The sequence below is a fragment of the Novosphingobium aeonii genome (genome assembly GCF_052279045.1).
Classification (GTDB): domain Bacteria; phylum Pseudomonadota; class Alphaproteobacteria; order Sphingomonadales; family Sphingomonadaceae; genus Novosphingobium.
The window spans coordinates 876,471-889,000 of record NZ_CP176833.1 but is presented as its reverse complement, the minus strand read 5'-3'; the positions used below and the strand labels follow the sequence as shown (position 1 = coordinate 889,000).

9 protein-coding genes are annotated in these 12,530 nt (G+C 66.1%); 5 read left to right on the top strand and 4 right to left on the bottom strand.

Annotated elements, in window-relative coordinates:
* The first annotated feature begins 105 nt into the window (after positions 1–105).
* The 5 genes from ACLIMP_RS19505 to ACLIMP_RS19485 all read left to right on the top strand — a co-directional run bounded on the left by ACLIMP_RS19505 (position 106) and on the right by ACLIMP_RS19485 (position 7,112).
* On the top strand, positions 106–2,154 hold the full coding sequence (locus ACLIMP_RS19505; RefSeq protein ID WP_132468861.1) for a hydantoinase/oxoprolinase family protein: 2,049 nt from the start codon (positions 106–108) through the stop codon (positions 2,152–2,154).
* Between the two features lie 14 nt (positions 2,155–2,168).
* Positions 2,169–4,058, top strand: a complete 1,890-nt coding sequence (locus ACLIMP_RS19500) for a hydantoinase B/oxoprolinase family protein (RefSeq protein WP_324699562.1) — start codon at positions 2,169–2,171, stop codon at positions 4,056–4,058.
* A 23-nt stretch (positions 4,059–4,081) separates the two neighbouring features.
* Positions 4,082–4,954, top strand: a complete 873-nt coding sequence (locus ACLIMP_RS19495; RefSeq protein WP_324699561.1) for an isocitrate lyase/PEP mutase family protein — start codon at positions 4,082–4,084, stop codon at positions 4,952–4,954.
* A gap of 4 nt (positions 4,955–4,958) precedes the next feature.
* A complete protein-coding gene (locus ACLIMP_RS19490) occupies positions 4,959–6,077 on the top strand; it encodes an alcohol dehydrogenase catalytic domain-containing protein (RefSeq protein ID WP_054441877.1) in 1,119 nt (372 codons plus the stop codon).
* Between the two features lie 240 nt (positions 6,078–6,317).
* Positions 6,318–7,112, top strand: a complete 795-nt coding sequence (locus ACLIMP_RS19485; RefSeq protein WP_054441876.1) for an IclR family transcriptional regulator — start codon at positions 6,318–6,320, stop codon at positions 7,110–7,112.
* A 66-nt stretch (positions 7,113–7,178) separates the two neighbouring features.
* On the opposite strand, the gene ACLIMP_RS19480 is transcribed toward ACLIMP_RS19485, so the two are convergent.
* The 4 genes from ACLIMP_RS19480 to ACLIMP_RS19465 form a co-directional block, all read right to left on the bottom strand.
* Positions 7,179–8,696: an aldehyde dehydrogenase family protein gene (locus tag ACLIMP_RS19480; protein WP_324699558.1), complete on the bottom strand. Its 1,518-nt coding sequence runs from the start codon at positions 8,694–8,696 to the stop codon at positions 7,179–7,181.
* Complete coding sequence (locus ACLIMP_RS19475; RefSeq protein ID WP_324699556.1) at positions 8,693–9,844, bottom strand: FAD-dependent oxidoreductase; 1,152 nt, start codon at positions 9,842–9,844, stop codon at positions 8,693–8,695. The genes ACLIMP_RS19480 and ACLIMP_RS19475 overlap by 4 nt, the downstream gene beginning before the upstream one ends.
* Positions 9,845–9,846: 2 nt before the next feature.
* Positions 9,847–10,776, bottom strand: coding sequence for a polysaccharide deacetylase family protein (locus ACLIMP_RS19470; protein ID WP_324699555.1), 930 nt, complete (start codon positions 10,774–10,776; stop codon positions 9,847–9,849).
* A 139-nt stretch (positions 10,777–10,915) separates the two neighbouring features.
* Entirely contained in the window at positions 10,916–12,472 is a 1,557-nt protein-coding gene (locus ACLIMP_RS19465) for a flavin monoamine oxidase family protein (protein ID WP_292635854.1), read from the bottom strand.
* Positions 12,473–12,530 lie beyond the last annotated feature (58 nt).

Below are 12,530 nucleotides of genomic sequence, written 5' to 3'. Positions count from 1 at the left end.
TTGTCATATCGATATACCATTTCATCACCCGGAGTCGTCGGCCGCAATCCGCGCCCGAGATCCGGAACCGAACACTGCCTGAGGGCAAAGCCGGATGGGGAACGCATGACCTATCGTTTGGGCGTGGACGTCGGAGGGACGTTCACCGATCTGCTTCTTTTCAACCAGGACAACGGCGAGTTCTGGCGTCACAAGACGCCATCGACCCCGCACGACAGTTCCGAAGGCATCCTGAACGGTGTCACCGCGGTCTGCGAAAAGGGCGGCATCGCCCCGTCCGACGTGGAATTCTTCCTGCACGGCACCACCGTGGCCACCAATGCGGTGCTTGAAGGCAAGGGCGCGCGCGTCGGCCTCATCACCACGCAGGGCTACCGGCAGGTCATGCAGATCGCCCGTTCCTTCGTGCCGGGCGGCCTGGCCGGCTGGATCGTCTGGCCCAAGCCCGAGCCACTGGCCGCGCTGGAGGACACTTTCGAGATCAGCGGCCGCATGAACGCGCGCGGACAGGAAACCGCCGGAATCGACGAAGGCGAGATCCGCGCCGCGCTCGAAGCGCTCAAGGCTTCCGGCGTCGAGGCGCTGACCGTCGCGCTCGTCAACGCCTATCTCAACGGCGCGCACGAGGCGCGCGTGGCGGAACTGGCGGCAGAGATCATGCCCGAGGTGCCGATCTCGCTCAGCCATCTGGTCCTGCCCGAAATGCAGGAATACGAACGCACGCTCACCACGGTCGCCAATGCGGCGGTGCGTCCGGTCGTCGGCAAGTACGTGCGCAACTTGCGCGCATCGCTGCGCGGCGCCGGCATGGCGGGTTCGCTCTCGCTGCTGCGCTCCGACGGCGGGCTGATGTCTTCCGAAAAGTCGGAGGAACACCCCGTCTCGCTGCTGATGTCGGGTCCGGCAGGCGGCGTGACCGGCGCGATCTGGGTCGGCCGCAATGCCGGCATCAGAAACATCCTCACGCTCGACGTGGGCGGCACCTCGACCGACGTGGCGCTGATCGAGAACCTCGAGGCGCGCCGCCAGCGTACCACCGAAGTCGGCCACCTCTCGGTCCGCGCCTCGGCGCTGGACGTGAAGACGGTGGGCGCGGGCGGCGGCTCGATCGCCTATGTGCCGGAACTGACCAAGGCGCTGCGCGTCGGCCCGCAATCGGCAGGCGCGGTGCCCGGCCCGGTCGCTTACGGCAAGGGCGGCAAGCTGCCCACCGTGACCGACGCCAACGTCGTGCTCGGCTACCTGCCCGAGAACCTCCTCGGCGGCACCTTCAAGCTCGACCGCGAAGGCGCCAAGGCGGCCGTCCAGACCATTGCCGACGCGCTCGGCATCGGCCTGATGGAAGCGGCGCGCGGCATCATCGACATCGTCAACGAGAACATGTTCGGCGCGCTGCGCATGATCTCGGTGCAGCAGGGCTACGACCCGCGCGACTTCGCGGTGATGGGCTTCGGCGGTGCCGGGCCGCTCCACGTCAATGCCGTGTCCAAGCTGATGGGTTCCTGGCCCGCCGTCTCGCCGGTCTCGCCCGGCGTGCTCTGCGCGCTCGGGGATGCCACCACCCGCATGCGCACCGAAACCGCGCGCTCGTTCTCGCAGCGCGTGGCGGACACCAGCGAGGCCGACGTGCTGGCCCTGCTGGAAGAAATGGCCGCGCAGACCCGCGCCGAACTCGCCGCCGAAGGCATTGCCGAGGCGGACATCACCAGCCAGTTCGAACTCGACGTGCGCTATGAAGGCCAGGCCTTCGAAGTGCCGCTTTCGATCGACCCGGAAACGCTGCGCGCCGATGGCCTTGCCGGCGTCACCGCCCGCTTCGATGCCGAGCACCTGCGCCTCTTCACCTTCAACATGGACAGCGCCCATGAACTGGTGAACCTGCGCGCCGTCGCCATGGGCCCTGCCCTCGAACTGCCCTCGCCGCCGCTGGAGCAGGGAGACGGCGATCCCATCCGCGCCAAGATCCGCGACCACGAACTGTGGACCGGCACCGAAATGCAGGCCGCCGTCATCTACGACCGCGCGAAGCTGCGCGCCGGAGACGTGATCCCCGGACCCGCCGTCGTCACCGAGATGGACTCCACCACGCTGATCGAGGCCGACTGCGTCGGCACCGTCGATCACGCCGGCAACATCCTCATCAACCTCGCCTGAGGGGAGCCAAGACCATGCCCGCACGTATCATTCAGGCCAATGAAGCCCCGTTCCAGACGGTTCCCGTCGATCCCGTAACCCTCGACATCATCGAGAACGCCCTGCGCAACGCCCGCATCGAGATGGACGCCACGCTGGTGCGCACCGCGATGTCGCCCGGCATCCGCGAACAGGGAGACGCCTTCCCGCTGATCGCCGACCATCAGGGCAAGATGATCGTCGGCCAGTTCGGTTCCTACATCGGCCCCTTCCTCGAAGGGTTCGACGGCACCGTGGAAGACGGCGACCTGATCTTCCTGTCGGACCCCTACTCGGTCGGCGGCGCGATCAGCCACTGCAACGACTGGCTGGTGCTGCTGCCGGTGTTCAAGGACGGGCGCCTGATCGCCTATACCTCGATGTTCGGCCACCAGAGCGACATCGGCGGCATGGTCCCCGGCTCGATGCCGATCCACGCCACCGAGATTTTCCAGGAAGGCGTGCGCATCCCGCCCGTGAAGATCTGGAAGAAGGGTGAATACAACGAGGATCTCGTCAAGCTGGTCATGCACCAGTCGCGCACGCCGGACTGGTGCAAGGCGGATCTCAACGCGCTGATCGCCTCGTGCCGCGTCGCCGCGCACCGCGTGGTGGAAATGGTGGAACGCTTCGGCGACGACGTGTTCGTCTCCGCCACGGAAATGCTGCTCGAACGCAACCACCGCGCGATGAAGCATCTGATCGAAACCTCCATCGGCGAGGAGAAGGTCACGTTCGAGGACTACATCTGCGATGACGGCATGGGCTACGGTCCCTACCGGATCAAGTGCACGATGTGGCGCGAAAACGGCCGCGTGGTGCTCGATTTCGACGGCACCGACCCGCAGTCCAAGGCCTCGATCAACATGCTGCTGAACGAGAACATGATGCGCATGTTCTTCGGCATCTACATGATCATGATCTTCGATCCGCAGATCCTGTTCAACGATGGCTACTACGACCTGATCGACGTGCGCATCCCGGAAGGCTCGCTGCTCAAGCCGAAATTCCCGGCCGCGCTTTCGGGCCGCACCCACGTTCTGGGCCGCCTGTTCGACATCCTGGGCGGTCTGCTCGGCCAGAAGACGCCGGAATTCCTCAACGCCGCCGGTTTCTCTTCCTCGCCGCACCTGTTCTATGCCGGGCACGACAAGGCCGGTAAGTGGTTCCAGCTGTTCCAGATCGGCTTCGGCGGCATCCCCGGCCGTCCGCTGGGCGACGGGCCGGACGGACACTCGCTGTTCCCCGGCTTCACCAACGTCCCCAACGAGTTCCTCGAACGCTATTTCCCGCTGGAGATCGTCAAGTACGAGACAGTGGCGGATTCGGGCGGCGCGGGCCTCCATCGCGGCGGCAACGGCATCAACATGGTGTACCGCTTCCTCGAGAGCGGCGTGATCGCGATCCATGACGACCGCTGGTTCGTGCCGCCCTGGGGCGTCAACGGCGGCCTTCCGGGCAAGCGTGCGAAGAAGATCCTCACCAAGGCGGACGGCACGCAGATCGTGGTCGGCAACAAGCTGGAGGACTATCCGGTCGAGGCCGGTGACGAGCTGCAGTTCATCACCTGGGGCGGCGGCGGCTGGGGCGATCCGCTCGACCGCGATCCCGCGCTGCTGGCCAAGGAACTGAAGCAGGGCCTCGTCACCGCCGAAGGCGCGAAGGACTACGGCGTGGTGCTGGTGGATGGCGCGGTGGACGAAGCCGCGACGCAGGCCCTGCGCGCCGAAATGCGCAAGGCCCGCGGCGAAATCGGCGTGTTCAACTTCGGCCCGGACATCGAGACGCTGCGCGCCAACTGCCTTGCCGAAACCGGCCTTCCCGCCCCCATCGCGCCGCAGTGGACGCATGTGGCCGCTCCTGCTCTCGCAGAAGCCGCCGAATAAACAGAACACAGGAGAGCACCATCATGGCCAATCCGATTTTCCGCCAGAAGCTGGAGAGCGGCAAGTTCTTCGTCATTCCCGGCATCCAGGACATGATCACCGCGGTGATCGCCAACAAGGTCGGCTTCGATCTCGTCTATGGCACCGGCTACTGGCTTACCGCCTCGGCCTGGGGCCTGCCCGACGCCGGGATCGCCACCTACACCGAGATGAAGAACCGCATGGAAACGCTGGTGCGCACCAGCAATGCGGCGGTCATCGCGGACGGCGATACCGGTTATGGCGGCCTGCTCAACGTCCATCACACCGTGAAGGGCTATGAGGCCGCCGGCGTCACCGCGATCCAGCTCGAGGATCAGGAATTCCCCAAGAAATGCGGCCACACGCCGTTCCGCCGGGTGATCCCGGTGGAAGACATGGTCGAGAAGATCAAGGTGGCGATCGCCGCGCGCGAGAGCGAGGACTTCCTCGTCATCGCCCGCACCGACGCGCGCCAGAGCGAGGGGCTGGACAGCGTGATGCGCCGCCTCGAAGCCTACGACAAGGCGGGCGCCCACGTCCTCTTCCCCGAAGCGCTGGAAAGCGAGGAGGAAATGGCGAAAGCCTGCGCCGCTTTCGACAAGCCGCTGATGGCCAACATGGCGAACGGCGGCTCCACGCCGATCCCGCTCGCCTCGGTGCTGGAGGAGATCGGCTATGGCTATGCGATCTACCCCTCGCTCACCAGCCTGGTCGCCTGCACCGCCATCGAGAAGTCGCTGCGCGATCTCAAGGACCACGGCATCGGCGAGCCCGAGGGCATCTTCAACTTCAAGGAGTTCTGCTCGCTGATCGGCTTCGACGAAGTGTGGGACTTCGAGAAGCAGTGGGCGCCTGCTCCGGCTCCGGCGAAGTAAGCCGATGAAGCGCCGGATCGCCGCCGCCGTCCTCTCCCGCTCCGGGGACCATCCCCGGCCCTATGCCGAGAACGAGCCGCTGGCGGTCCGGCCGCTCGATCTCTCCGATCCGCTGCCCGGCGAAGTGCTGGTGCGGATCGACGCGGCGGGGATCTGCCACTCGGACCTCTCCGTCATCAACGGCGACCGGCCCCGGCCGATGCCGATGGCGCTGGGGCACGAGGCGGCGGGCACCGTGCTCGCACTTGGCGATCCCGATGAACCGGACCTCGCGGTGGGGGACCGCGTGGTACTGGTGTTCCTGCCGAGCTGCGGGCAATGCGCGGCCTGCCTCTCGGGCGAGGGCTACCTCTGCGCGAAAGGCGCCGCCGCCAACGGCAAGGGCGAACTGATGCGCGGCGGCAGCCGCCTCTCCTGCGAGGACGGCGTCGTCCACCACCATCTCGGCGTCTCGGCCTTCGCGACGCAGGCGGTGGTGGACCGGCGCTCGCTGGTGAAGATCGACGCCGATATCCCGCCCGAGACCGCCGCACTGTTCGGCTGCGCGGTGCTCACCGGGGTCGGCGCGGTGATGAACACGGCCAAAGTCCAGCCGGGCGAAAGCGTGACCGTGATCGGGCTGGGCGGCGTCGGGCTTTCCGCGCTGCTCGGCGCGCTGGCGGCGGGCGCGCAGCCGGTCCATGCGGTGGACCCGTCCCCTGCCAAACGCGCGCTGGCGCTGGAACTGGGCGCGGCCAGCGCTTCCGCCCCCGGAGAGGACGATGCGGCCATGGGCAGCGACGTGGTGGTGGAAACGGTCGGCAAGGCCGCCGTACTGGCCCATGCCTATCGCTCTGCCCGGCGCGGCGGCCGGATCGTGACGGTGGGCCTGCCCAACCCGTCGGAGGATCTGGCCATCAACGCACTGTCGCTGGTGGCGGACGCCAAGACGCTGATGGGCAGCTACATGGGCTCCTCGATCCCCGCGCGCGACATTCCGCGCTACATCAAGCTCTGGCGCGCGGGACGGCTGCCGGTGGAGAAGCTGCTGACCTCGGTCGGCCCGCTGGAGGAGATCAACGAGGCCATGGACAAGCTCGCCTCGGGCGAGGCGATCCGCCAGGTGATCGTGCCCGGCTGGTAAGCAGCGAATCGTTACCGCATGGGGGCGCCGGCCTTTGCGATCAGGCCCTCCCGCTGGCCCGGCGCGAAATTAATTTTCGTTCCGATCAAGAAAAAGGGCGCTGGCGGAAAACTATGAACCCGTTTTGGTTCCGCCTGTCGGCATATCTATCCGACAGGCGGATATCGTCTTGATTATTTCGAGCAAACGTCATTCCCTTGTCACTCTTCCGATAACACAAAAAACGGACGGGGTCTGACGATGGAAAAAGGGGTTCCAATTCGCTCTATCACGCGGTCAATCGCGGCGCTGAAGGCGATCAACCGCCACGGCTCGCTCTCCATGATGGAGATCGCCAAGGCATCCGAGGTGCCCTATCCCACCGCCTGCCGCATCGTCCAGACCTTGCTCTATGAAGGCCTGATCGAACAGGAACCCTCGCGCAAGCGCTACCGCGCCACGGCCATGGTGCAGACACTGGCAACCGGCTTCCAGCATGACGACGAACTGGTCCGTCTTGCCCGGCCGCACATCGTGGGCCTGACCAAGCGGCTCGGCTGGCCGGTCTCCATCGCCATCCGCGTGGGCCGCGAGATGATGCTGCGCGACAGCACCCATTCGAACTCCTCGCTGACGTTCGAACACTATTACCCCGGCTTTACCCTGCCGATCCTCGACAGCGCCTCGGGCAAGGTGTCGATGGCTTATGCGCCTGATGACGAGCGCGAGATGATCCTGCGCTTCATGCGCGTCTCGCAGGACATCGACCTCAATTACCTCGCCACCGCCGAAGTCAGCCTCGATGTCGATCGCATCCGCGCCGAAGGCTACGCCGTGCAGGGCCGCAACCACTTCAACCTCACGCCGGGCAAGACCTCGTCGGTCTCGGTGCCGATCTTCCGCAACGGCCACTTCGAGGCGGCGATGACCATGGTGTTCTTCGTGGCCGCCATGCGCCTGTCGCAGGCGCTGGAACTCTATTTAGACGATCTCAAGTCGACGGCGGCGGCGATCAGCCACGATCTGTCGAACCCCGTGCCGATGGGAAATGCCTGAAGCCCGGGATAAAAAAAGGGAGGTCCCGATGGGCCTCCCTTTCCTGTTTCCCGATGTAGCGCCCGTTCAGAGCCGCGCGGTTACCGCCTTGGTTTCCAGGTAACCGTCGAGCCCTTCCTTGCCGAACTCCCGGCCCCAGCCGGACTGGCCGTAGCCGCCGAACGGAATGTTCGTCCCCACCGCGCCGTGGCAGTTGATGGAGACATGGCCCGACCGGATACGCTTCACCAGCCGGTGCGCGGTGGACAGGTCCTTCGTCCAGACCGAGCCGGAAAGCCCGTAAGGCGTGTCGTTGGCCAGTGCCGCCAGCTCGTCGAGGTCGGTGGTTTCCACTTTCATCACCGCCATCACCGGGCCGAAGATCTCCTCCTTCACCAGCGCCATGTCCGGGCGGCAGTCCGTATAGATCGTCGGGCGGACGAAGTTGCCGGGGCGGTCCAGCTTCCCGCCGCCCGTCACCAGCCTGGCCCCGGCCGCCTCGGCCCCCTCGATATAGCCCATGACCTTGGCGCAATGGGCGTCGGAGATCATCGGCCCCTGAATCGTCGCAGGGTCCAGCCCGTGACCCAGCGTCATCGATTCCGCGAAAGCCTTGAGCCCCGCCACCAGTTCGTCATGCACATCGGCATGGGCGAAGATGCGCGTTCCAGCCATGCAGTTCTGGCCCTGCAGGAAGAACGTGGCCATCGCCGTGCCCGGCACCGCCAGCGCAAGGTCGGCATCCGGCATGATCATGACCGGGCTCTTGCCGCCCAGTTCGAGGCTTACCTTCTTGAGATTGCCCAGCGCCGCCGAAACGATCTTGCGCCCGGTTGCGGTGGAGCCAGTGAACGAGACCTTGTCGATCCCCGGATGCGCCGCGATCGCCGCCCCGGCATCACCGCCAAGACCGTTGACGATATTGACCACGCCCGCCGGGAAGCCCGCATCGAGCACCATCTGGCCGAGCGCCAATACCGAAAGCGGCGTCTCTTCCGAAGGCTTGACCACGACCGTGCAGCCCGCCGCCAGCGCCGGGGCCAGCTTGAGGATCGCGGTGGAGAGCGGCACGTTCCACGGCACGATCTGGCCAACCACGCCCACAGGCTCGCGCAGGGTATACGTCAGCGCCTCGGTCTCGGCCGCGATATGGCGCGGCGGGGCAGTGGTGGTGCCCTCGATCCGCATCACCGCGCCGGCATAATAGTCGATCATCTCGACGCAGTTGGCGGTGGTGAGCCCGGCGATGAAACCGGGCATGCCGTTGTCGAGAATATCGAGCTGGCTGAGCAGCGTGGCGTTCTGCTCCATGATCCGGGCCAGCCGGTGCATCAGCGCGGTACGCTCCGCCACGGTCATGCGCGACCACGGCCCGTCGAAGGCGCGCCGCGCGGCGGCAACCGCAAGGTCCACTTCCGCCGCGCCGCCGGTCTGCACGCGGGTCAGTTCGAGGCCGGTCGCCGGATCGCGGCTGGCCAGTTCCCCGCTGCCTTCCACCCATTCGCCGCCGATCAGCAGCTTGTGGGTCTGGCCGAGAAACGCCTCGGTTTCAGGCGCGATCTTATGGCCATCAAAGGGAACGGGGGCAAAGGGAACCGCGCTCATACCGGTACTGTCCTGCAATCGTAGTTGAACAGGCCCAGCGATTCCTCGTCCTTGGTGCCTTCAAGGCCGAAGAAGTCGGTGTTCTGGCCCTGCATCCGGTCGGCGTTGGCGTTGCTTTCCGCCTGGATGAAAGTCGCGCGTTCGTGGCGCGCGGCCTCGTAGCGACGAAGACCCTCGCCGATGGTGGCCGATGCCGCCAGCGCGCGGGCAAGGACCACGCCGTCCTCGATCCCGCAGGCCGCGCCGTGGCCAAGAAACGGCGTCATGGCATGGGCGGCATCGCCGATCAGGGTCACGTTGTCGTCGATGATCCAGCCCGGCAGCGCGGTGCGGGCGTTGATCGCCCACTTGTACATCGGCTGCTCGCAGGCCGCGGCGATCAGCTTCTGCGCATCGGTGCACCAGCCTTCGTAGACCTTGCGGACCTCCCCGGGATCGACCGGAGTGGTCCAGCCCTCTTCGTTCCAGCCGTCCTGCCGCGAGAAGAACACCAGGTTCATCGCCGTGGACCCGCGAATGTTGTAGCGCGTGATCATCGCGCCGGGGCCGATGATGATGCCGGGGAAGTCCGAAAGTTCCTGCAATTCCGGCGTCACCGGCACCAGGCAGCGCCAGGCGACATGGCCTGTGAAGTGCGGCGGCGTGGTCTCGAACCGTTCGCGGATCACCGACTTCACACCGTCCGCGCCGACGATCAGGTCGCCGGTCACGATCGAACCGTCCACCAGCGTCACCGTATTGCCTTCGCTGGAGACCACGCCCGCGCTGGTGCGCAGATCGACGCCCGCCCGCCGCGCCGCGCCCAGCAGGACTTCGTGCAGGTCGGCGCGGTGGATGGTGACGTAAGGCGCGCCGTACTTGTCGCGCTGGTCAGATCGGTCCTTGGCGACGATGGTGCGGCCGTCCTGCCAGTGCTGGATGCGCTGGCGGCTGGGCTCCACGCCCGCGCTCGCCGCTTCCTCGCAGACGCCGATGAAGTCGAGGCCCTTCATGGCGTTCGGGGAGAGCGTGACGCCCGCCCCGATCTCGCCGAATTCACGCGCGCTTTCCAGCAGCGTGACCTTGAAGCCTTCCTGCGCAAGAGCGGCGGCGGCGGTCATGCCCGCGATGCCGCCGCCGACAATGACGATGCTTTCGGCGCGCGCCATCGTCAGGCCGCCGATCCGCCGGTCAACTGACCGGGAATGTGGCTCTCATGGTTCTGGAGATACCATTCGGCGATCTCTTCGCGGGTGGCCCACCAGACACCGGGGAGCGACTTGGCGTGTTCGATGAACTCCCGCAGCGCGCGCACGCGATGGGCACGGCCGGAGACGTGCGGATGCAGGCCGACGTTCATGATCCGGCCGGTCTTGCCGCCTTCTTCATAAAGCACATCAAGTTCCTCGATCAGCGCATCGCGGAACTGGTCGGTGGTGAAGTTCTTTCGAGTAATGAAAGTGAAATCGTTGATTTCATTGGAATATGGCACCGAAACAATCTGGCCGTTGGGCGTGCGCAGCAGGAACGGCTGATCATCGTTCATGATGTCGCAGTAGAAGGTGCAGCCCTGCTCGGCGAGGATATCGGCGGTCTGCATCGTGCCGCGCAGGCTGGAGGAGAGCCAGCCCTTGGACTTGCGGCCGGTGTACTTCTCGAACTGCTCAAGGCTGCGCAGGACGATGTCGCGCTCCTTTTCCGGCTGGTGTGCGAAGTTGGTCAGCAGTTCGCCCTGTTCCCAGTTGTGGGTCAGCAGTTCCCAGCCGCGTTCGAGCACCGCGTCGGTCATCGCCTTGCGGCGTTCGAAAGTCACGGCATTGGTGGTGCAGCTGGCCGGAACGCCCAGTTCGTCGAACAGGTCGAACAGGCGCCAGATGCCCACGCGCTGGCCATATTCGCGCCAGGTGAAGTTCGGGAAATCGGGCGTGTTGCCCGGCAGCACGTCAGGCAGGATGGCCGGGCCGCCCGCGTAATAGGGCTTGTCGGTATCCTTGGTGAGGTCCCAGGTTTCGAGATTGAACGTCAGGATCAGGGCAACCCGCGCGCCGTTCGGCCACTTGAGGGGCTGGCGCTGCGGAAGGGGAACGTAATCGTATTCCATGGGACAATTCTCGCTTGCGACGTGTTGTTGGACCCGAACCATATTCCGGGCACCCTTCCCCACCCCCGCACCGCAACTCTCCGCCTTGCGAACAGCGGCTTGGCCTGTCAGCGGGCGCGGGGGCGGCACTTCATGGCATTCACATGCCGAGGACTTCAAGAGCGACGCGCTCGGACGATTCCAGAGCGCCTTCGAGGCCGCGCGCACCCGTGGCGGTATGCTCGCCGCAGAAGAACAGGCTGCCCGCGGGTTTGGCGATCTCGTCCATCCAGGCGACCTGCCCGGGCGCGATGTACGAGAAGTCTCCGAGGTTGAACTTTTCCTGCGACCAGCTGAAGTAGGAATGCGCGGCCAGCTTGCCTTTCGCCGCCGGACGCAGGGCCTCGATCCGGGCGACGACCATGGCCTTTACCGCCTCGGCCCCCATCCGGTCCCAGTAGTTCGCAAGGTTGGCGCGGGCCTGGACGATGAAGCCGGTGATCTGCTGCGGATCGTCGCCGTAGCGCTGCGGGATGACGTTGCCGAGCACGCCGTCCGTCCACATGCCGGGCGAGAGGCCGTCCTGTTCCCAGAACGGGGCCTCGGCCGTGACGAAGACCATCGAGATCGGCTGATATCCAAGCTGCGCCACCGCCTGCGCCTGCACGCCCGAAAGGCCGGGCTCGATCCGCACGTTGCGCAGGGCGGAGAACGGCAGCGAGCAGATCACCCTGGGGGCGGAGAAGGTCGCACCGTCAGCGCAGTGTACCGTGGCGCGGCCGCCGTCCTGCGTGATCGCCACGATCTCGCGGCCAAGCAGGACGTCGCCCTTCATCTGCTTCGCCAGCGCCATCGGCATGAGCAGGTTGCCGCCCTTCACCGCGAAGGATTTGGGCCCCGCCGCGATCTGCGCCTTCACGAAGCCGTCGTTGTACTCGCTGAGCAGGGCGGAAACGTCATAGGCGTTCATGCCGTAATAGGGCGCGATATCGTAGGAGAGGTGGATCGCCTGGTCGGACAGCCCCTGCTGGCGCAGGAAATCGTGCAGCGAGATATCGAGCTTCGCATTGACCGGGTCGTGCCACGAATTCCAGTCCTCCAGCCGCGTCTTCTGGGCGACCAGCATCGGCACCAGCTCTGCCGGCAGCACCGATTTCAACGCATCGGGGAAGGGGTTGCCCGGAAACTTCGCCCATTCCTCGCGGGTGAGCGGCTGGTCGCCGATATAGAGCAGGCTGGGCGGACCGATGCGGTAGCGCGCGCCCACTTCCTGCATCTCCACACCCGCACGCTGGGCGATATCGAGGCCGCGGCCATAGCCTTCGCCCATCGAATTGAAGCCCATTTCGGGATAGCCGGGCTGGTCCAGCAGGGTCATGATCCGCCCGCCCACGCGGCTGCGCCCCTCGATCACGGTGACCTTGAGCCCCTGCTCCTCCAGCAGCCAGGCCGCCTGAAGCCCGGAAATGCCTGCGCCCAGCACCAGCACGTCCGGCTCTCCCGAACGCGCGGCGCCCTTGCCAGCGCCCTTCGCCGGCGCCGCGCGGGCGGAGGCGACGGCGGGCAGGCCCGATGCCAGCGCTCCCATGCCGAACGCCGCCGCGCCGAGCGTGAACTTGCGCCTGTCCATCACCATGCCTGCCTGCTCCTTTGGCTCGCCGGTCCACATCGGGGAGATATCGTCCCGATGGCCTGCCGCGAACGGTTCTAGAGCCATCGACGGTACAGACGGCAGCCCGTGTTCGAAGCCGCGCTGCATGGATGCCCATCAGGCG